The sequence below is a fragment of the Parasphingorhabdus sp. genome, from assembly GCF_059726685.1.
In genome coordinates, this window is the sequence record NZ_AP041068.1 from 2,554,646 (window position 1) to 2,575,606 (window position 20,961).

Below are 20,961 nucleotides of genomic sequence, written 5' to 3' on the forward strand. Positions count from 1 at the left end.
AGCTCTCCCTAAGAGTTGGTTGAACTAATCGAAACTACTGTTTTAGGAACCCCTACGACTCGCTAAGACAGTACGAATATCACATTTTATTGTAAAATTGAATTGCCGCGATGCAATAAAGTTGCGCAGCGTTATGCTGCAGTAACCAGCTGCAGTAATATTGCACTGTAGTTTGGGATTACCGCCTAAACGGCAACAGGCGCAGAAATATGAGGTTGCGGGCTATAGTCCAGAACATCAAAGTCAGTAATCCGATAGTCGAAAACAGATTCCGGTTTCCGCAATATTTTGAATTTGGGGGAGCCAGCAGGCTCGCGCGATAATTGTTCTTCGACAAGCTCTGAATGGTTTAAGTAAAGATGCACGTCGCCGCCATTCCAAACCAGTTGCCCTGGTTCCAGATCACACTGCTGAGCGATCATGCGGATCAACAATGCCGCCGAAAATACATTGAAAGCAAAACCCAGCCCGAGGTCGCAACTGCGCTGATAGAGTATCGCCGATAGCTTGTCACCTGATACATAGAACTGATATGTTTTATGACAGGGTGGCAAAGCCATCTGATCCAATTCAGCGACGTTCCAACCCGTAAATATATGGCGACGAGAACCGGGATTGTTTTTCAGCCCGTCAACGAGCAATTTTATCTGGTTGATACCTTTCTCTTCAAGACGATAGAGCCCCTCACCGGCCGGCGTGTAGCGCGGCCAATCAACCCATTGTTTGCCGTAGACCGGGCCCAAGTCACCCCATTGCTTAGCAAACGCATCATCTTCGATGATCCGCTGTTCAAATGCATCTCGGTCGATTTCTTCACCGGTTTCTCTCCGGTACTTGTCCAGCGGCCAGTCGGTCCAGATATGAACTTTTTGTTCTACCAGCGAACGGATGTTCGTATCCCCGGTCAGGAACCAGAGCATTTCTCTAGCTGCGGTTTTCCAGAACACCCGCTTGGTAGTCAGCAGCGGAATCGCATCGTCAGCCAGATCAAAACGCATTGTCGCACCAAAAATTGCCTTTGTTCCCACACCGGTACGGTCCACTCGTTCATCGCCCTGCGTCCAGATATGCCGCATCAGATCGAGATATTGCTGTTCATAATGCTCACTGGGAATCACACGCTTACTCCATGTCAGTAGCGATCGATGCTATACAGCTCCACGGTTATCCTCAACCGGACAAATCATAATAAATTGGAACACTTCCATGACCATAGGCTTCAATCAGCATGCCGCCCATCGCTCAACTCATAGTCTAAAAGATCGTTATGGCTGCTGCATCGCCCAGGCTTTAAAATCACCAATGATCATTTTTTTTGGTGACTCAAGACAGCTAAACACGCCGTTTAAAATGGCAGCGAGAAACTGACGCAAATCAATCAACGCATAAGGAGAACGATGGGCGTCCAAACCTTCACTGGACAAGATTTGCATCATATCCTGATGGGACAGCAGTTTAACGATTTGGCTCCAATCCGCTTCTTCTTTTAAAGACATAAGGTTAGACAATTCAACAATCAGGAAACATTTAAAGTCCCGGCTATCCTCTTCCTGAGCACCCAGCCCAACACTGGCAATTGCCGACAAGAAAACGTCTTCAAATTTAACAATTTCGTTTACACTTCGATCTGGTGTGGATCCGATTTCCAGGCAATCCAATGCCAAACCAATCAAGAAAAGCTCACGCCATGAATAGGCAACGCCCTTGCCTTTTCCGGTATTAGCACCTGCAGGAAACCCAAGTCGTTGAAAATGCTGCAATCGCCCACGAAAGGCCACTTTTTTAGCGCTGGCAACATTATGTTTGGTGGATAAGATATCCAGTATCTCAGCATAGGTAAATTCCACTATTTCCCCCTTGAACAACAGCTGCGGATCTATCTTACAATGATGAACATCATTGTTCTTGTTTTAACCTTGTAATCGCAATGCTGAATTGGAGTTCCGGTGGCAAGAAGCATCACAACCAAAATGGTTCAATCCAATATCAGGCGCAACCTGCTTTGAAATAAGGTAGGATAGGATTGGGGACAAAATATTCGCATCTGGTCGCTTAAAAGCAATATCTCCCAAAAATAGAATGTGATTTGCCGGACTTAAGAGTGAATTTCTTCATTCTTTGCTCCCTCTGAACAAAAATGATCATTCGCAGAACCACTGCGCGAGCCGAGGGTAAACTCGACTCTGTACTCAAAAAACATAATTTTTGGCTGATTTCCAAAGGTTGGCTAACAAAGATACAACCCGATACAATACCAATGACGCGTTAACCTTATTTTGATTATCGCCTCTTATTGCGACTATATGACCACGCGCGTTCTAATCGTCGATGACCGGCCTACAAATCTCAGGATTTATGCCCAGTTTGTGACCATGATGGGGGAAGAATATTCCTCCGTCACATTTGCTGATCCATTGGAAGCGCTTGAATGGCTGAATAGCAACAACGCAGAACTGTTGGTTGTTGACTACAGAATGCCTCAGATGAACGGCGCAGAGTTCATCAAAAAAGTCCGCAAAATGTCTAAATGTGGTGATGTGCCAGCAATCGTGATAACCGCTCATCAGGACCGCGAATGCCGACTTTCCGCGCTGGATGCCGGTGCCACTGATTTTCTGCAGAGCCCGGTATCGCATGTGGAATTTTGCCGGCGCGCGACATCGCTTCTGACAAAAAGCCAAAAAAGCGACAATCTGAGAAAACGGGCGTCCGAGATCGAAAGGAAACATGCCGCACTTTCCGATATGCCGGATAGTAACGCGCCAGCAAACAAAAGCATGCTGGAACAGATCATCGATACAATACCCATCATGATCAATGCCACCGATCGGGCCGGTCGCTGCTTGTTCACTAATGCCTATCAATCGGCACTTTTTGACAAAACGCCGGATGAGATGGTCGGCCGAGATTTTGGCGAAATACTGGGCCCTGGCCTAGCAACAAATTCAAATCGCAGAAACGAGATAGTGCTGAAGTCGGAACAACCGATCCCACATTATGAGGAAAAATTTTCCAGCGATGGCGTTGAGCTTATTTTTCACTGCAACAAGTCTCCGCTGCTGAATCATAAGGGCGAGACAATCGGTGTATTGACTACTGCGGTCGACATCACCGCCCGCAAGTTTGCCGAAGAACATCGCACACATCTGGCCTTGCACGACATGCTGACCGGATTGCCCAATCGTGCGCTGCTGGCGGAAAAAGTGCGCAAAACAATCGACACCTGTCAAAAAACCGGTCAGGAATCTGCTCTACTGCTGCTGGATCTCGACCGGTTCAAAGTCATCAATGATACACGCGGCCACCACAGCGGTGATACATTGCTGCGGGAAGTTGCAGAACGGTTGCTCGATATTATCGGACCGGACGATTTCGCGGCACGTATTGGCGGTGATGAATTCGCCATTATTCTTGGTAAAGTCAGCGGACCTGATGCGATCAACTCCCGCTGCACAAAAATATTGAAAGCGATTAATGAACCATATTCCATAAGCGGAATCGAGCAGGTCATCGGAGCCAGTATCGGCGTTAGCTTGATTCCGAATGATGGCGACGAATATGAAGAATTGCTGAGGCTCGCTGACCTCGCGATGTACGATGCGAAAGCGAATGGCCGCAACTGTCATCGTTTTTTCTCCGAGGGCATGAACCAGATTGCCCAGGCAGATGCATCGCTTGAGATTGAATTGCGTGATGCCTTAAGTCAGGATCAGTTCGCACTTGAATATCAACCAATAGTCGATGCCAAAACATTAGAATATGTAGGTTTGGAAGCACTACTCCGCTGGGATCATCCAACGCGTGGACGCCTGCTGCCGGTGCAGTTTATTCGCGTTGCAGACGATACGGGAATAATGGACTCCGTCGGCAAATGGGTAATAGCCGAAGTATGCAGCCAAATAAGGCGATCAGCAGATGAAGGTGTTGATCTTCCGCGTGTTGCTATCAATGTATCCCCGCGTCAGTTTCAGAATCAGAAAATCTGCGAAGAAGTGTTGAAGAACATTGAGTTGAACCAGATTGATCCTTCGAAGATTGTGATTGAGATTACCGAAGAATTGCTGCTGAATAACAATGATCATGTGAGTGACTCTTTAGTCAGATTGCGCGAGGTTGGGGTTGGAATTTCGATAGATGACTTTGGAACCGGCTATTCCTCGCTACAATATCTAAGAGATTTGCCAGCCAATTGTTTGAAGATTGACCGTACTTTCATATCGCGGATTGAACATTCTGCTGCAGACCGTGCGATTATAGGTACAATTTCCCATCTCGCTCACGCGTTGGATATGCGGGTTATTGCTGAAGGCGTCGAAAATGATGCCCAGCTTGAACTGCTCCAAGCGTCAGGATGTGACGAGATTCAAGGCTTCAAAATAGCACGACCACAGCGTGCGTCAGACTTGTCGAAGTTGTTCGGACTACAACAGAAACATGTTGCCGGTTCGGCGGAGGGATAGCGGCATGCTACCTTTCTTGCAAAGCAAGCGCTCCACCAAGCACCGCAACACGCACAAACACGCCCATCATCACCGTCATTCACATCACAGCGATTCTGCCGAGCGCGGTCGTGACCGTGAGCGGGAGATGATCATAAACCGACTGGTTTTGATCGTGATCGCGCTAACCGTCACCTATTTCCTTGACGGGAATGCAGACCTGATGCTCGGCTTTCAACTGCACCTTTTAGGCAGCCTGGCGATCTTTATCGCTTATCGCTTAAAGCCTGGGCCAAGCAACAGTCGACGATTGGCGGGCTTGGTGGTTGACTTCGGTGTGTCGACCTATTTGTTTGAAATTGGCGGCGGAGCAGTTGCTGCGCTCTATCCATTATATCTGTGGGTAATATTAGGCTATGGCTTCCGCTTTGGTATCAAATGGCTTGGCATTGCGGCTGCGCTGGGAACAATGTCATTCGGTTGGACTATATATTCCGTGCCCTACTGGCATCACAATTTATCCCTGTCTTTAGGCCTCTTGGGTGGTTTGATCGTCGTTCCTGCATATTGTTCGACCCTGATTATCAAAATATCCAAAGCGACCAAAGAAGCTGAAAGCGCAAATAAGGCGAAGAGCCTGTTTTTGGCAAGTATAAGCCACGAACTGCGAACGCCGCTGAATGCCATTATCGGGTACGGCACACATTTGCTCGACATGAAACTGCCTGAAGCACAACAACAGATGGTGAGCACCAGCGTATCCGCCGGCCAGCATCTGTTACATCTGATCAACCAACTACTAACCTTTGCGAGATCAGATACGCAGGAAGAACTGCCGGAACCAAAAGAGTTCAGTATCGTGGATGTCATGACAGATGTACGTGACATCTTGCAGTTGGCGGCGGCGGAAAAAGGTCTGAGAATTCATCTAGAAGCCGAAGCACTGAGCGACCAAGCTGTTGCGGCGCAGCTTGACCATATCCGCAATATCCTGATCAATCTGACCAGCAACGCCGTAAAGTTTACGGAAACAGGTACGATAACGTTAAAGTGCGGAATTGAAGATGATGTCTCTGAAGCCCCCGTATTGTGGTGCTCAGTCACTGACACCGGGCCGGGCATACCCGCCGAAGCGCATGAGAAAATATTCGGCGTTTTCCAACAAGCAGATGACAGTATTATTGATAACTTTGGCGGCACGGGTTTGGGCCTTGCTATCTGTAAACAACTGGCGATGCAGATGGGCGGCGATATTGCGTTGGAGAGTACTGTCGGAAAGGGCAGCACGTTTACCCTTGCTTGCCCGGTTGAACCGGTCGTCGACGTCCAGGTTGTTCCCAATCCCGAAAGCTATCGAATATTGTCGCTGGGATTTGGTCTGAACGGACCGGACATTGAGCAAGAGGACGAAGGATCTGTTGTAATTGAGCATATTCAATGTGCTCCAAATGACCGTTTGGAATCAATCCTTAAAAACCGCCCACTCTCTTCATACGACATGGCTCTTCTCGATGAAGAAATCGCGGAACAACACAAAGATGACTCGATATTCTGGAATCACTTTCGCGAGGCCAAACTGCCACCTGTCCTACTCTCCAAAAGTGGCAGCAAGAGCCTGGACGAGATCAAACTGCGGGCCGCTTTCGCATCAGTATTACCGGCATCTGCAGACTTTGATACCGTGCGCAGCGTTGTTCAAATTGGTTGTTCTTTCAGTCGTATCGGCAAGAAATTGGAAGACAACCCTGACCGCATCATTCGAACATCTGCTTCGCTCAAGGTATTGGTTGCTGATGATAATCGCACCAACCAGATGGTCTTGCAAACCATCCTTATTAATGCTGGCCATGAAGTAGTCGTTGTTTCTGATGGCGAGCAAGCTCTTGATGAACTGGAGCAATATTCCTTCGACATCGTGTTTCTGGACGTCAATATGCCCAATATTGGTGGCATAGAATGCTGCAAGCTCTGGCGCCAGATAGAAGGTCCTCGTCATCATATCCCGATCATCGGCCTGACTGCCGATTCTACGTCGGAAACAGAGAAAAAATGCCTTGATGCCGGCATGGATTTACGGCTCACAAAACCAATAGAAGCAAGCGTTTTACTTGACACCGTTGCAGAACAGACAGGCAATTTCCATAAGGCAAATGAAGTGCAAGAATCGCTGCGTGATGATCCATTTAATGTAGTTCAAGTCATCGGATCAGAGTTGACAGATGACCCTCAACCACCAATTGACGCGGGGCAGATGGATTATTTGAAATCCATAGGCGACGAGGCGTTCGTTCAGTCAATCATAGATGCATATGTTGAAGACGCGTCGGACATTATGAGGGCCTTCAAAAAGTCGGTTGAAGACGGCAAGGTAGAAGATTTTCGTTTCCATGCTCACGCTTTTAAGAGCGGTGCCAACAATGTCGGCGCAAAAAAATTATCTCAAATCTGCAGCCACCTGGAAATCATAACGGAATCAGAATTCACGCAAAAGCGATTTGAATATCTCGTACAAATCGAACAAGAAGTGTCACTCATCAAAGCTTTCTTGAACGATCCGGAAATGGCTGAAGACGGCAAGACCGATAATGGGTATAGTGCAGCAGGCTAAGCTTGTAGCTAAACAGTCTTGAGCGAGCGGGCAATTCGACGCTCTTGCGCATTTGCAAGGCGTTCCATTTTTCTTACATCGACCTCATCAAGGTAAAGTGCCGTTTCTGCCCACATCTCTGTAATTTCGAGCAATTCATCGATCGTTACGGGATTGGCGAGGCGACGCGCTTTGTAGACAGCACGTTCAGCGTGGAACCGCTTCCGGTTTTGCTTGGTATATTCAATAATGGCTTGCTCGCCCTTACCGTCCTCCGCGAGGATATCAATCACGCCCATCTCATAGAGCTGTTCGGCGGTGAATAATTTTCCTTCGAGAATGAACTGTTCTGTCTCTTTGCGGCCGAGACGCTGACGCAGATAACTGTAGGCACCCATACCGGGGAAGAGATTGAATAAAATTTCGGGCAGGCCCAGCCTTGCACTTCTCTCGGCCACCAGAATGTCAAAAGCCAAAGCATGCTCAAAACCGCCGCCCAACGCATCACCCTGCACCAAAGCCATGGTAATGATCGGGGCGCCAAAACCTGTGCTGTTCGCATATTGCATATGCACGCAGGTACGGGCGTATTTCTTTAAAGCACCCAAGTCGCGACGCCGAATACAGTCCGCAAAATGTTTCAGGTCGCCGCCGAGATTGTAAATGCCAGGGGTACGCGATCCACAAACAAAATAGCGCATTGGGTCCTCGGTATGGGTTCCATCCATGGCATAATTTGTATGAATCCAGTCTTGGACCATCTGGATTTCATCGCCCAATTCATATGTGTAGCTGGGGCGAGATTTCTGGTTCATATAGCACCAGAAAATTTCATCCGTTTTGTCGAACCGCAAATCAATTTCATTGAAGTTCTGTTTGAATATATCGTAGCCAAGACCACGGTGCGGTGTGATCAGTGTTTCTGTCGCGTCGAATACGAGATCAGTCTCAGCATCGTTTACGGCTTGGCTTCGTAAATCCATATACATACTCTCCACATAATCGGGGCTACGTCGAAACTCTGACGTAACAATTTCCGAAGTGCTTGAGAGATATTTTTATGGCACGCCCCAAAAAGAAGCAAGCAAAAGTCCTTAGCTTAAATTACATCCTTAATGGACCAAAAAAAATACCAGTCTTTGGCGATGCTTAGTGGTAAATAAGTTTTTGTAAAATCTAGTAAATTTTTAGACCAGTATGACTGTTTTCGACAATATGGCTTGACCTTTTCGGCCAATCTTTCCCGGATAAATTACAGTTTCTTTCGATACTATCTATCCGGCATCAGCCTCTGAGCCTGCAGATGCACTGATTAGACCACGATAAGCACGGACAGCCGAACGCGTTCCTTTTGTTACTTCAAACACGTCTTCTGCAATCGGCATTGCAACATTATACTTTTTGGCCAAAGCCATGACCGTCGGCGCACTTTTGACACCTTCAGCAACCATCAGCATTTCTTCTATAATATCATCAATTTTGCGCCCCTTGCCAAGCTCGACACCGACATGCCGGTTTCGGCTCAACGGGCTCGTGCAGGTGGCGATCATATCCCCCATTCCCGTCAGGCCGGCAAAAGTCTCGGGCCGGCCACCCATGGCCACTCCTAATCGCGTAATCTCTGCCAAACCGCGAGTGATCAGAGCGGACCGGGTATTGTCCCCTGCCCCCAATCCATCCCCCATGCCAACGGCAATGGCGATAATATTCTTCAGGACTCCGCCCAACTCGCAACCCAGCAAATCGGTATTGGTATAGACACGAAACATTCCGGAGTGGAAAAGCTGCTGGAGTTGCTTGACGATAATCTCGTCTTCCATTGAGATCACGCTGGCGGCCGCCTGCCCGGCCATGATTTCCCGCGCCAGATTGGGGCCCGTTAGAACGCCCACAGGGTGGCCAGGTAAAACGTCTTCGATGACTTCAGTCATACGTTTGCCAGTGGAAAGTTCCAAACCCTTTGTCAGGCTGATGACAGGAACCCATGGTCGCAAGTAGGATTTGGCTTCTTCTAGCACATTGCGGAAATTGCTGGACGGAATTCCCATAACGAGTACGTCAGCGTCAGAGACAGCCTCACCGATAACGCCCGTGGCTTCCAGTGCTTCCGGCAACGCGGCATCAGGCAAATATTTGCTGTTTCGGTGATTGTTATTAATATCGTCGACAGTGTCGCTGTCTCGGGCCCATATCTTGATCGGAGCATTGCGCGAAACCAGTGATGCCACGGTTGTCCCCCAGGACCCTCCGCCCAATAGCCCAACGCGCAATTTCATAGCTTTTCCCCAAATTTTATCGCGACTCCTCTTCTTGAGAAGTTCTATGTGGCTAAACTGGCTGGAAATTTAATGTTTTGCAAGAAATGCCCGGTGTACGGCAGCAGTCTCTTTGGGTTTTTCGATCATCGGAATATGGCCGGTCTCCTCGAAAATAACGGCTTCACTATCCTTGATACCTGCATCCAGCACCGCAACACAGCTAACATCAATCAACCGATCATGGCGCCCCCAGATAATCAGGCTAGGCGCCGCTACCTCGCCGAGGCGATCATTGAGAGGATGATTGATACCGGCACCGGCAATTTGCCAGAATATTTTGTCGAGAACTTCTCTATGGGCTTCGGCCTCTGCAAAGAATATTTTCTTGAAGTTCTTTGGCATCGGCACTGGTTTATAAGAAACGAAAGCCATAAGCCGATCAACATCGGAGACGTCGCTCAGCGCCAGGGAATTTTCTCCCTTTTCCGCCGCAATTGCCAATTCGCTCTTCACGTCGCCCATGACGCCAGCATTGTTAAACAAGGTCAATGATGCAACTTTATCCGGATATTCCATTGCAAATTGCAAAGCGATAAATCCGCCCATGCTATTGCCGCCGATATGACATTTGGGGACATTGATAGCGTCCAGAAACGCACTCAGTCGATGGACCTGCGAGAGGATATCATAGTCACGATCCAGAGATCGGTTGTTCTCACCAAAGCCTGGCAGGTCCGGTGCAATCAAACGATGATCCTTGGTGATATGCGGTGCGTAGATTGACCAGTTATCCTTGTCACCACCAAAACCATGCAACAAAACGAGTGGCACACCCTCCCCTCGTCCACCTTCCAGATACGGCCAGGCATTGTCACCGACTTTGACGGATTTTTGCCGCATTCCTCCCCGAAAGCGCAGCGAAGCTGTCATGAGATCATAAAGCGCCTTCGGAAACACGAAATAGGCGACCAGTACAGCCAATATTATGGCGCATAAAATATATAGAATGATCATCATTGCGAAATTCCCCCGTTCGCACTTCTGGTCGCTATTTTGTCAATATGCGATCCATCCAGTCAGTCATATCCGTCAGCACCGCATCTTTTTCCGGTTCATTAAAAATCTCGTGAAAAAGTTCCGGATAGATCTTCAACATTTTTTCGCCGGAGCCAATATTCTCATTGAGAAACACCGACCCTTCCGGCGCTGTTAGGCTGTCTTTTCCGCCGTGCAGCAGCAATATCGGTAATGTTATTTTGGCGGCGTGGCTTTGCACCAATTCCATATTGGTCATCATTTCGGCTGCCAGCCGGGCACTGATCTTGGTACCGGACACCAACGGATCGGCCAAATAATCCGCGACAACCTTCGGATCGCGGCTAACTCCATTGGCATCCAATGCCAAAACGCCCATTGTGGGCGCCAGTTTTGAGAGAAGTTTACTGAGCCCTTTCATGACTGCAGAAGGCTCTTCCGTCGCTTTAATCGCAGGACCAGACAACACAGCTGCCGTGAAACGAGACGGATTTTTGAGCAGGTAGGTCGCACCAATTAAACCGCCCAAACTATGTCCGACCAATATCAGTGGTAGCCCTTTTTGTTCCGCAGGCAATTGTTTGATCAGGCTATCCAAACCATCATGATAAACTGAAAAGTCAGGGACGAAACCATTTGCTCCGTCTGACCTTCCATGCCCCCAATGATCAAGGGTTTGAACGGCAAATCCGTGTTTAGTGCAATGATCCGCAAAATATCCGTATCGCCCGCTATGTTCATCATAGCCATGAACCAATATAATGACCGCTTTCGCAGCAGTTTCCGGCGTCCAGCTTTGGCAATAAAGCGATGCACCCGCGGCCGCCGATGGCGCGACCAGGGTCAAACTCGCCTCTTCATGCCTCAAGCGATTTTCCTTTTCATCACAAGTTCGTGATCATGGGCCAGTTCATTTTCATATTCAAACAATATGCGGTCCAATGTCTGGCTTATTTTGGTCTGGGTTCGCACCATTTCAATTTTCGGCCAAGTCGTCCGCTCGCCAAGTTGTATCAGCTCACTAATTTCTTCCACCGACAAATCGCTTAGTATTTTTGCCGGGCTCCAGAACATCGTCGGACGGATGATGTTGATATCGCCTGTATAGTCCTGATTAATGACGGATAGCGTCATATTGGCCATACTGTTCAGTCGCGGAAAATAGGATAGCGGCTTCTGCATAATTTCGACGTTGGCGTTGAGCCAAGCCTTCATCGTCGAAGTCGTTGCGTTCCGGATCGCGGAAATCGGAGTCCTCTGCTGCTTCACATCAGTCGCAAAGGGCGTGATTAGCGGATTTGCTTGACTGACAATATGGTGATTAACCCCATAAAGCCGCCCCAACCGCTTGGCCGGCAAGTCATGAGTTACAGAACCATCAACCCATTTACGGTTGGGCAAATAAGGTTTGCGTTCACCTTTATGATCCTTGGCTGCCAATGTCACAGGAGGATAAACGCCCGGTACGGCGCAAGAAGCCATAACCGCTTCCCGTATATAGACATTGGGTGATGCTATCGCGTTCAAAAGGCGTGATGTTTGGTGCTTTTCCGCCGGAGCGATCGAAACATTCAAATGCCGTCCGGTCAGTTCATAAGCCTCCTGAAACGTCAGATCCGGAATCATATTACTGATACGCTCTCGGATCTCATCTATTTTCAGGCGCCTTGTGCCACCGAATATGCTCAACCCGGTCTGCGAGGCTATTTCATCACTGCCTTCAGTGACTAGATTTTCGGGTTCAAAAAATGGGGGAATCTCATGATCCACATGCGTGCTGATCAAAGCGCCAACGATAGAACCGCCACTGGAACCCGACATGATGTGCGGCAATAGCCCTTCCGACCACAAAGCTTTCACCACGCCCATATGGAAATACAGAAAGGCGCCTGAGCCGCTCATTAAAAAGGCAGAACGACCGTAGCAATGTTGCGCCCGACGAAAGAAATCGAGTTTCTCTTCAAAGGGAATATCATCAACCTTATCACTCGCCAGATATTCCAGCGAATTGACAATGGCATCCACATAATCCTGAATCAGTTGCTTCGTGCCAAATTTGGCTTTTTGGTGCAGGCGGTCATTGCCCATACCATCCATATTGCCGTGGATACCTTCATTCAGAGCATAAAGCAGGCCCGCATTATCCTGGGCTTTCCAAAGCTTTGACAGGCGTTTCAAACGTCTGCGAATAGAGGCATTATCAAAATGCTTGCTATCGTCAGAGGCCTTCCACTTGTCGACACCAGTGGAGCGATCGTGGGCGGCTGCGGCATCAGACCAGTCGGAATAATTTTCCGCTTGGGCCATCGCCTTTTCCATCTTCAAAGTTGTATTCAAAATCATAATTTACTCGCTTACTGTCAGACCGAATACACGCATTGCTGAGGAAAAACACCCGTTAACGGGAAAATTAGGTAGTTATCCACTACTTATTTGACCTTATTCTTTGGTGCTCGTCTCGGCGTCTTGGATACCCGGCGATACATGACCGAAGCATCTTTGGGTTGCGGTGCCTTTTTGGCGGGCGTTGTCCTTGCCTTCCGTCTGCCCGCCGCTGGCTTTGCATCCCTAAGTTGGACAAAGGCGGCCTCAATGCATTCGCGGAAAAATTCAATGTCAGGCATGATTTTTCTGTCGGTTGTAACCGCAAAGGACATCGTTCCATTGTAGCTGGGTGTCGCGATAAACAAGCCCATTCCATTACCAAGCGGCGCCATGCCATATTGATGCGTAAGTTTCGCACCATTCATATACATCGGCATTTGCGGTCCCGGCACATTGGAAATGAAGACGTTGCTCATCTTGGGAGCGAAACGCTCACTGGTCAGGATCTTAGCAACGCCAGCCATAGTCGCACCGGGAATATGCTGGGTAAGGTCCGTCATGATCCGTGCACTCAAACCAGATTTGGCGGCTTTCGTTTCCCTTGTCGTATTGCGCACTGCTTCCAGTCGTTCCAGCGGATTGGCAATATTGGTCCACAGATTGACTGTCATCGCGGTAATCTTGTTACCGGGTGTATTTTCCTGACCATCCCGCTTTCGTGCATTAACCGGGGCTACACCCACCAGCGTTTCTTTTGGCAGTTCCTTATGTTTCATCAGATATTTACGCAGTGCGCCGCTACAAATGGTCAGTACGACATCGTTAATTGTCGCACCCTCCACTTTGGTCCGCATCGCCTTTAGCTCGTTCAAATCGAAACTGACAGCATCGAACATTTTATGCGGTGAAACTGCACCGTTGAACCGGGTCTCGGGAACAGTGAGTCCACCCACCGCCCCATCACTGGACATGTTTTTCTGCGCTGCATCCCAAAGGGTAGGAGTTAGCTTTAATACAGCGTTGGCCAGCTTAACGGGTGACGACAGATTGCTGGAAAGGGCACGGTTCATGACATCCGACGAAGACGGCACATCACCATAGTCCCAATCGGAAGCTGGCACCTCCATCGCCGGTGTGCCCTTGGTATCCATGTCGCTGAGCGCCGTAAAAAAATAAGCAGCCGAGGCACCATCAATCGCGGCATGATGCACCCGTGTCAAAATTGCATAACTGCCCTTGCCATAGCCTTTGACCCGATCGAGCCCTTCCACGACATACATATCCCATAGGGGTCGGTTCATATCCATCGGCTTGCTAAAATGGCGAGCCACATGAATGCAAAACTGCCGCCAATCGCCCGGCTCTGGCAATCGACCATGGGAAATATGCGCTTCGATATCGAAATGCTGGTCTTCTACCCAATAGGGATGATCAATATCGAAAGGCAGCCGGTAAAGCTTACGTTTGAATACCGGGGATATATGAAGTCGACTGCGGACATGATCGATAATGTCCTTAAATCGCACCTTTTTGGTAGGCGCAGTCGATGGATCATAGACATAGACCGCCATGACATGAGTCAAATTTTCCGGTGTTTGGATATAAAGGAACTGGGCGTCTTGGGCACTAAGCTGATGCAACATATATCGTTCCCCTAAATCTAGTGATCTTAATCAAAAATCTTGTCAGCCAGGCTAAGCACCTCAAGCCTCGATTTTTCCATTCGGCGCGACAATGCTCGGAATTTGCGAAGCAGAGCTTTTCGGTTCGCTATGGTTTCTTCGGTTGTTTCGCCGGTTAAATCCTGACTGGCAGCCATCTTGAAACCATTTTCGAACAAAATTTTGCCGATGGAGGCTTCGCTGGTGATGCGCCGCAGCAAATATGCCTGTCGCCCCTCTTTCAGAGCCTCTTCGACACAATGCTTCTTGTCAATGACCTGCCCTGGCTCCAGCCGGGACAATATATCTAGCACGACCGTGTAAGATTCCACGAATGGCAAGAATACTGCGTGACCAATAAGCGGTTGAAACCGGTTCGTCAGACTCTTGAGCATAACGCCGCCCTGATCGAGCTTCATCTGCCAATCCGGGCAAGCGCGGGTCAATTCTGCTTTCAGATTTTCGCGATATTCATCCTTCGGCGGATAGAAAAATTCAAATTTGAACAGGTCTCGTAACCTGTCTGTTTCATCCCAGAATACGTCCGCAGCAACTTTATCCTTATCTTCCCTAGCCTTAAGCAAAGACATTTCAATAATTGCCTTGTCTAGAAAATGATGAATGATTGAATTGCGATAATAGCTTGCCAGTGGATGTTTTTCGGGCTGGATAGCGTAGACGGTACTCGAACCCTGATCGTAACGCACAAACAGGCCACTATTGACCAAGGTATCGACAACCCTTTGAATGCCTTCCAGATTTTGCTTGGTCAGATCATCGCTGAACCGAATATAGCGTTCCTGTGCCCATTCCACGAAGAAGTTAATCACAGCGCGCAATTCATCGGCCGTCATCGCGCGGGGGGCCGTACCCAACAGACTGAGACACATGAGTGAAGTCAGCGTTAGCGGCGTGGCCCGGTTGGCCTCCACTGCCACCTCAAAAGCGATTTTGGAAAGCCCAATACGATCATCAGGCTCCGGGGCATTGCCAACAATAACGGGTTTGCCAAAGTCCACATAGACCTTGCCCATAGGTTCTCGCAGGCTGCGCAGATAGCCGACAAACCAGCTCAGCGACTCTGCCTTTTTGACCCGCCCCGTTTGCTCGGTCGCATATTCCTCGACATCACGGATCAGATCGAAACTCGTTACAACCGGGATGATATGGACATTTTTAATATCATTCAGATTAGCGCTGTCCATGACATATTTAAGCAGGCCGTAGCGTGGCGGCATCAGCTTTCCGAGCCGTGAGCGCGTACCTTCAAAAGCCCAGGTCATCGGGAAGCGTTTTTCCAACAAATAGCTGACATAGTGACGCAGGACGAGCTTATAGACCGGGTTGTTTTCAAAACTGCGTCGGATAAAAATCGTCCCTGCGCGCCGCAAGACAAAGCCCAGTCCAAAGAAATCCAAGTTAATTCCGCCAAAAACATGCACCATGGGCAGGTCATTTTGGTAGGCCAGATCAGTTGGCGTTACTCCATCAATGTAGGTTTTGTGTGTGAAGAGCAGCAAGGTGGGATGGTCGCGCATTGTTTTGCGCAATCGCGCCAGCTCGTTTTTGTCGAACACGATCTCATCTTCATAGCCCTGCGACAGCATGAAGCGATCTAACCGAGCCTTCATATCGATGAAAAAAGCGCTGGGCCGGGCTATAAGCTCCTTCATATATTTGCTGGCTTCTTCGTACAGAGCCGTTTCCGGTTTATCCAGATCGGTCGCGAGCTCTGTCATCGCCGCACGAAATTTTGAGCTGGTACGCAATCCATCGGCTACAAAGCGAGGCACTTTATACCGCCGCCCACGAAGGCCGCGTTCTTCTATGTCGAGAACCAAACCAGCCTGACGCGCCACAAATCCGGCAAACTCATTCTCATCGTCGCCCTCGGCATGCAGCGCATTTTGATGTTCAAATCGCTCTCGTAATTCGCCGATAGTGGCCGGTTGCCCAGTCAAGCAATGGGCGCGGCGCTTGTTGCGAACCAGTATCATGCGAGCCCGAAAGCTGCCGGGCGTCCGGGGATCGCCAAAAAGAGCATGCCGTTTTTTGAGAGCCCGGCTCTTCTCGAAATTCGGTATGCGCCAGGCAATACGGACCGGTATCACCATTGTATCAGGATCAGCATCCAGTTTTCGGCCCAACTCTTTTAACCGCAATCGGGCGCGCTCATCGGATATTGGAAGGCTGACCCAGTTTATCTCCCGGTCTGGACCGCCTTCAGCCAGCGACGTATGGAGCCAATCCAGCAGATGACGTCGCTCCACCCGGTTACGGGCATCAATGACAAATAGTTTGGGCCCCTGTGTGAGTAGAGGTACCGCCTTTGCTATTGCCTTCGATTCATCCATTCCGGCTCCCTATTTTTTCGTTTTTGTCGGCTTTTTGGCGGGTGTCTTTTTGGGCGCAGGTTTTCTCGCTGATGTGCCGCCGGCCGTTGCTTTTTTAACAGATGGCTTTTTGACCACAGGCTTGCGCGTTGCAGATTTCGGTGCTGTTTTTCTAGCAGCAGGTCGAGGAGTTGCTTTTGCGGCAGTCGCTGTTTTTCCGACCGTCGGCTTTCGGGTCGACCCAACCTTCTTCGCAGCCGAAGCCACTTTCTTGGGAACAGCCTTTGCTTTTGATTTGCCGCGACCAACCGTCTTTGCAGTGGATGTTCGCTTCGACGCTGTCTTGACGGGTGCGGCCTTCGTTTTGACTGGCGCGTGCACGGGTTCCTCATCCTCTTGCCCCAAGGCTTCCAGGAACATGCCTCGTACCTCGGCAACATGAGCATCAAGCGTTGATTTTTTCCACTTACTGGTATCGACCGGCGGCAAAATATCGACTTTCACCGTGGCCGGTCGCATCACAAATTCATTTTTAGGAGCCACATCGCCAGCATTGTGGATAACAATCGGAACCATCGGGACACCAGCTTGCATCGCCAGATGGAAAGCACCTTTCTTGAATGGCCCCACTTTCGGCGACAATGTCCGGGTCCCTTCGGGCGCAATACAAATTGATTTGCCGTCAATTTTGATCGCGTCGACCAATGGCTCCATCGCCTTGATGGCGTTGCGGCCATCGGCCCGGTCAACAAATACGGTTCCGGCCATCTCCATGACCTTGCCGATAATTGGCGTATCCTTCACCTCTTTCTTGGCAATGCCGCCAACATCTTTACGTACCAGCTTTGCCATGATCATCACATCGGCCTTGCTCTGGTGGTTAAAGACAAAGATACATGGCCGATTGACCCAGAGATTTTCTTCGCCAGTGATATCCAGCTCCACGCCCGTCAGAGCCGTGGCAATGTCACCAAATAGTCCTGTCGAAAAATTAGTCGCCTCCCGCTGAGATCCGGTTAAGGCCCAAATCGGCAGTCCAGCAACAAAAGACGTAACTAGCGAACCTGTGGCATATATCGTTCTGAGATAATCAACCGGCTTGCCTTGCCCGCGGCTGTCAAATTTCTGCAGAGGCCAACCACGTTCCTTGGAAATTTCAGTAAGCTTGCCGTTGGGATTCAACGGCCGTGGTTTACCGACCCGCTCCAACAACTCCAGATCATCATCACTATCTGAATAGAAATAACTCTTGCTCAAATCCAGCTTGTGCTCTTTCGCAAGTCTTTCCGCAGCGATAACCTTGCCCTCGCCAAAGCAGAGCGGACGGATGATATTTCCAGTAAATTCTCCGTTTTCAACTTCATATTGTGAGCATAACACATGCTCGATATTCAGATCCCGCGCGGTGGGTTCAATCTGGTAAATGGTAGCCGACGAAACGATCGCAACAGTATGACCCTTCGCAATATGCGCTTCAATAAGTTCACGGGATTCCGGGTAAACTTTGCGCGCGATGTGTTTTTCATAAAGCTCTTCGCCAAACTCAAAATAGCTGTCTTCGGTCACGCCTTTCATGAATTTCGAGGCAGCTGACATTAAGCCAGAAAAGCCCATGCTCCCCATGCTGTATTGGGCCATTACATTAGCAGTTTCGACCAGCTCTTCCGCAGTCATCTCCCGGCGCTTGATCTTTTCCCATAACATGGCTGTGGCAGAGTAGCCGGCAATAATTGTGCCATCAAAATCAAACAACGCACCAATATGCGGCCCGTCAGGCGCCTCTAGCACGTCCTGCAAATGGGAAACCCGATCAGCCATATTAACCCTCAAATAATCCAGACCCACCCGGCCTTAGCTCATCCTGCCAAAAAAATACTGCGTTTCCCAGTCTTTATTGGTCAAAATGCATATTAGACGACAGAGCAGACCACTTTGTCCGGATATGAGGCAACTAGCAGAATTCATACACCGACGTCGAATGCCAGGCTCTCGCGCGCTTAGTGATCCAGTTTGGCGGAGAGACAGGGATTCGAACCCTGGGTACGATCGCTCGCACAACGGTTTTCGAGACCGCCCCATTCGACCACTCTGGCACCTCTCCGCACTTGGTTGGAAACCATGGCCTGAGCAGCCATAAGCGTCGAATCTGCGGCGCGCTTAGACCATGATTTATGATTTGCCAAGCGAGAAACAGCGATGATAAGCAAATGACCGGTGCTTGCATCTGTACCGGAACTGATTAGATTAGAACTATGGCTCAAACCAAATATCTTGCGTCCACCAATCCGCTGCCAAAAGGCACGCCGCCCGTGTTAAATGCGAATTTCACGATAGGCGACGTGGTAAAACATCGCTTATTTGATTTTCGCGGCGTGATTTATGACATTGATCCGGTCTTTGCTAACAGCGATGAATGGTATGATGCCATTCCAAAAGACTTGCAGCCTTCAAAGGACCAGCCATTTTATCATCTATTGGCCGAAAATGCAGATAGCAGTTATGTGGCCTATGTCAGTCAACAAAATCTGCTCGAAGACGATAGCGGAGAGCCCGTTATGCATCCCGAAGTCGGAAAGATGTTCAAAGCCGAAGATGACGGCAAGTACAAGCTCCACCGGATTCACCGGCACTAATCCTGTCGAAGAACTAGGATTTGATCTTCCAGCCCTTTGACAAGAGAATATAGCAAAGGGCTGTCAGCCCAATATTAATCCCCAGCAGAACAAAAGAACCGACAATTATCGGGGAATCGGCTGCGCCCAGAAACCCGTAGCGAAAACCGGAAATCGCGTAGAAAAACGGATTGAAGTGACTGAACGCCTGAAATGTGGGGGCCAGCCTGTCAATCGAATAGAATGTCCCTGATAGTAAGGCTGCGGGAGCCACAACAAAATTGGTCACAGCTGCCGCATGATCGAATTTTTCCGCCCAAATCGATGTGAGAACACCAAGCAGCGCTAGCATTGCTGAGCCCATAAAACCGAACCAGAGCACGGCCCACCAATGATTTACGCTGACATTAACGCCCGGCCAAAGTGCCATGGCCAGCCAAACAGCGAAACCAACCAGTGCTGCCCGGGTTATTGCAGCTCCGACGAGGCCTGCGAGCAATTCGCCGACAGACAATGGCGGCATAAGATAATCTACGATTGTACCTTGAATTTTTCCGACCAAAAGCGAAAAACTGCTGTTAGCGAAGGCGTTTTGAATCATCCCCATGCAGATCAGGCCCGGTGCAATGAAATCAGCAAACGGCACCCCCAGGACAGTGCGATCTCCCCTGCCCAATGCTACGGTAAAAATCACTAAAAATAGCAAGGTAGTAATCGACGGCGCCCAGACAGTTTGAAGCTGTACCTTAAAAAAGCGGCGTACTTCCTTCCAGTAAAGCGCCAGGAAACCTCCCCAGTTGACGCCACGTATGGCCGGCACACCGGGCTCGGCATAAGTCTGTGGAATAAACTCGGATTGGTCAGAATTGTTATTTTTAGGCTGGTCTAACATAGGCTTTTCGCCTATCTGCTCCGGACAGCAATCACAACCCATATTATCTTGGCCATTCGCATATGATTGAATATGCGGCGACAAGACTTATATTGGGCGCAGTAGTGGAACAGATTAGGATTTTGCATGGCTTGGACCGACGAACGTATCGATCATTTGAAACAAATGTGGGAAAAAGGCCTGACAGCGAGCCAGATCGCCGAAGAATTGGGCGGCGTTAGCAGGAATGCAGTAATCGGCAAGGCGCATCGCCTCGGCCTGAAATCCCGCCCATCACCAGTGAAAGCCAAAGCGAAGACGGCAAAGGGCGATAAACCGGCTCCCAAGCCGAAAAAGGCAGCGGTCAAAGCGACCAAGAAACCCAAGCAGAAAGAAGAACATGTAGCTCGCCGCGCGATGCCGCCACCAACGCCCGCTGCTCGCACACATGCTGCGCAACAGTCCAAAATGCCGAAGCCTGACGGACCCAAAATCGTATCCGTTGGACCTGGCGGCTTTTTGCGTCAGGGCCCTGGTGATCAGCAGGCACCCATTCCACCCGCACCGCCGCGGCGTCTGGTTCCTGCCAAACCCAGTGAGGAAATTGCTGACAAAACCAGTCTGTTGGACTTGAACGATAAAATTTGCCGCTGGCCGATGAACCATCCTGGTGAACCGGACTTTCATTTCTGCGGTGAAGAGGTCAATCCGGGCTTCCCATATTGCGTAGAGCATTGCGGCAGAGCATTTCAGGCACAGTTGCCACGCGGCGCACGGCGTGCACCGCCACCACTGCCCTTTGGTGGCCCCAGAGTTCGTTGAATCAAGCAATAAGACGTT

General features: G+C 49.5%; 15 protein-coding genes and 1 tRNA gene. 4 read left to right on the forward strand and 12 right to left on the reverse strand.

Annotation, left to right across the window (positions count from 1 at the left end; genetic code table 11):
- Positions 1 to 185: 185 nt before the first annotated feature.
- Together thyA and AC6I9Z_RS12625 are read right to left on the reverse strand one after the other, a co-directional pair.
- Positions 186 to 1,115 (reverse strand): thymidylate synthase, encoded by a 930-nt coding sequence (thyA, locus tag AC6I9Z_RS12620; RefSeq protein ID WP_461456919.1) that lies wholly within the window; start codon positions 1,113 to 1,115, stop codon positions 186 to 188.
- A 150-nt stretch (positions 1,116 to 1,265) separates the two neighbouring features.
- On the reverse strand, positions 1,266 to 1,847 hold the full coding sequence (locus AC6I9Z_RS12625; protein WP_461456153.1) for a hypothetical protein: 582 nt from the start codon (positions 1,845 to 1,847) through the stop codon (positions 1,266 to 1,268).
- Between the two features lie 456 nt (positions 1,848 to 2,303).
- On the opposite strand from AC6I9Z_RS12625, the gene AC6I9Z_RS12630 reads away from it, so the two are divergent.
- Complete coding sequence (locus tag AC6I9Z_RS12630; protein ID WP_461456154.1) at positions 2,304 to 4,460, forward strand: GGDEF/EAL domain-containing response regulator; 2,157 nt, start codon at positions 2,304 to 2,306, stop codon at positions 4,458 to 4,460.
- Positions 4,435 to 7,047, forward strand: coding sequence for a hybrid sensor histidine kinase/response regulator (locus tag AC6I9Z_RS12635; protein ID WP_461456155.1), 2,613 nt, complete (start codon positions 4,435 to 4,437; stop codon positions 7,045 to 7,047). Before AC6I9Z_RS12630 ends, AC6I9Z_RS12635 begins: the two co-directional genes overlap by 26 nt.
- Positions 7,048 to 7,055: 8 nt before the next feature.
- Here the strand turns inward: AC6I9Z_RS12635 and AC6I9Z_RS12640 are convergent, their stop codons facing one another.
- From AC6I9Z_RS12640 to AC6I9Z_RS12680, 9 genes are all read right to left on the reverse strand, one after another.
- Positions 7,056 to 8,009: a crotonase/enoyl-CoA hydratase family protein gene (locus tag AC6I9Z_RS12640; RefSeq protein ID WP_162559042.1), complete on the reverse strand. Its 954-nt coding sequence runs from the start codon at positions 8,007 to 8,009 to the stop codon at positions 7,056 to 7,058.
- Positions 8,010 to 8,300: 291 nt separating this feature from the next.
- Positions 8,301 to 9,302, reverse strand: coding sequence for an NAD(P)H-dependent glycerol-3-phosphate dehydrogenase (locus AC6I9Z_RS12645; RefSeq protein ID WP_461456156.1), 1,002 nt, complete (start codon positions 9,300 to 9,302; stop codon positions 8,301 to 8,303).
- A 69-nt stretch (positions 9,303 to 9,371) separates the two neighbouring features.
- Positions 9,372 to 10,301: an alpha/beta fold hydrolase gene (locus tag AC6I9Z_RS12650; RefSeq protein ID WP_461456157.1), complete on the reverse strand. Its 930-nt coding sequence runs from the start codon at positions 10,299 to 10,301 to the stop codon at positions 9,372 to 9,374.
- A 31-nt stretch (positions 10,302 to 10,332) separates the two neighbouring features.
- On the reverse strand, positions 10,333 to 11,187 hold the full coding sequence (locus AC6I9Z_RS12655) for an alpha/beta hydrolase (RefSeq protein ID WP_461456158.1): 855 nt from the start codon (positions 11,185 to 11,187) through the stop codon (positions 10,333 to 10,335).
- The gene (locus tag AC6I9Z_RS12660; RefSeq protein WP_109356789.1) at positions 11,184 to 12,662 is read right to left on the reverse strand and encodes a DUF3336 domain-containing protein; all 1,479 of its coding nucleotides are present in this window, start codon (positions 12,660 to 12,662) and stop codon (positions 11,184 to 11,186) included. The genes AC6I9Z_RS12655 and AC6I9Z_RS12660 overlap by 4 nt, the downstream gene beginning before the upstream one ends.
- An 86-nt stretch (positions 12,663 to 12,748) precedes the next feature.
- Entirely contained in the window at positions 12,749 to 14,287 is a 1,539-nt protein-coding gene (locus tag AC6I9Z_RS12665; protein WP_461456159.1) for a WS/DGAT/MGAT family O-acyltransferase, read from the reverse strand.
- 26 nt (positions 14,288 to 14,313) lie between these two features.
- Positions 14,314 to 16,659 carry a glycerol-3-phosphate 1-O-acyltransferase gene (locus AC6I9Z_RS12670; protein WP_461456160.1) on the reverse strand — a complete coding sequence of 782 codons (2,346 nt, stop codon included), beginning with the start codon at positions 16,657 to 16,659 and terminating at the stop codon, positions 14,314 to 14,316.
- A 9-nt stretch (positions 16,660 to 16,668) separates the two neighbouring features.
- Positions 16,669 to 18,456, reverse strand: a complete 1,788-nt coding sequence (locus tag AC6I9Z_RS12675; protein WP_461456161.1) for an HAD-IB family hydrolase — start codon at positions 18,454 to 18,456, stop codon at positions 16,669 to 16,671.
- Positions 18,457 to 18,649: 193 nt separating this feature from the next.
- Positions 18,650 to 18,739 (reverse strand) — tRNA-Ser (locus AC6I9Z_RS12680).
- Between the two features lie 151 nt (positions 18,740 to 18,890).
- On the opposite strand from AC6I9Z_RS12680, the gene hspQ reads away from it, so the two are divergent.
- On the forward strand, positions 18,891 to 19,271 hold the full coding sequence (hspQ, locus tag AC6I9Z_RS12685) for a heat shock protein HspQ (RefSeq protein ID WP_461456162.1): 381 nt from the start codon (positions 18,891 to 18,893) through the stop codon (positions 19,269 to 19,271).
- Between the two features lie 13 nt (positions 19,272 to 19,284).
- Here the strand turns inward: hspQ and AC6I9Z_RS12690 are convergent, their stop codons facing one another.
- Positions 19,285 to 20,142 carry an ABC transporter permease gene (locus AC6I9Z_RS12690; protein WP_461456163.1) on the reverse strand — a complete coding sequence of 286 codons (858 nt, stop codon included), beginning with the start codon at positions 20,140 to 20,142 and terminating at the stop codon, positions 19,285 to 19,287.
- A gap of 126 nt (positions 20,143 to 20,268) precedes the next feature.
- On the opposite strand from AC6I9Z_RS12690, the gene AC6I9Z_RS12695 reads away from it, so the two are divergent.
- On the forward strand, positions 20,269 to 20,943 hold the full coding sequence (locus AC6I9Z_RS12695) for a GcrA family cell cycle regulator (protein WP_109356783.1): 675 nt from the start codon (positions 20,269 to 20,271) through the stop codon (positions 20,941 to 20,943).
- Positions 20,944 to 20,961: the final 18 nt, after the last annotated feature.

Bases quoted from the DNA above. Each gene is read 5' to 3' on its own strand.
- AC6I9Z_RS12630 (WP_461456154.1), top strand. From the start codon at position 2,304: ATGACCACGCGCGTTCTAATCGTCGATGACCGGCCTACAAATCTCAGG.
- AC6I9Z_RS12635 (WP_461456155.1), top strand. From the start codon at position 4,435: ATGTTGCCGGTTCGGCGGAGGGATAGCGGCATGCTACCTTTCTTGCAA.
- AC6I9Z_RS12640 (WP_162559042.1), bottom strand. From the start codon at position 8,009: ATGGATTTACGAAGCCAAGCCGTAAACGATGCTGAGACTGATCTCGTA.
- AC6I9Z_RS12645 (WP_461456156.1), bottom strand. From the start codon at position 9,302: ATGAAATTGCGCGTTGGGCTATTGGGCGGAGGGTCCTGGGGGACAACC.
- AC6I9Z_RS12650 (WP_461456157.1), bottom strand. From the start codon at position 10,301: ATGATGATCATTCTATATATTTTATGCGCCATAATATTGGCTGTACTG.
- AC6I9Z_RS12660 (WP_109356789.1), bottom strand. From the start codon at position 12,662: ATGATTTTGAATACAACTTTGAAGATGGAAAAGGCGATGGCCCAAGCG.
- AC6I9Z_RS12665 (WP_461456159.1), bottom strand. From the start codon at position 14,287: ATGTTGCATCAGCTTAGTGCCCAAGACGCCCAGTTCCTTTATATCCAA.
- AC6I9Z_RS12670 (WP_461456160.1), bottom strand. From the start codon at position 16,659: ATGGATGAATCGAAGGCAATAGCAAAGGCGGTACCTCTACTCACACAG.
- AC6I9Z_RS12675 (WP_461456161.1), bottom strand. From the start codon at position 18,456: ATGGCTGATCGGGTTTCCCATTTGCAGGACGTGCTAGAGGCGCCTGAC.
- hspQ (WP_461456162.1), top strand. From the start codon at position 18,891: ATGGCTCAAACCAAATATCTTGCGTCCACCAATCCGCTGCCAAAAGGC.
- AC6I9Z_RS12690 (WP_461456163.1), bottom strand. From the start codon at position 20,142: ATGTTAGACCAGCCTAAAAATAACAATTCTGACCAATCCGAGTTTATT.
- AC6I9Z_RS12695 (WP_109356783.1), top strand. From the start codon at position 20,269: ATGGCTTGGACCGACGAACGTATCGATCATTTGAAACAAATGTGGGAA.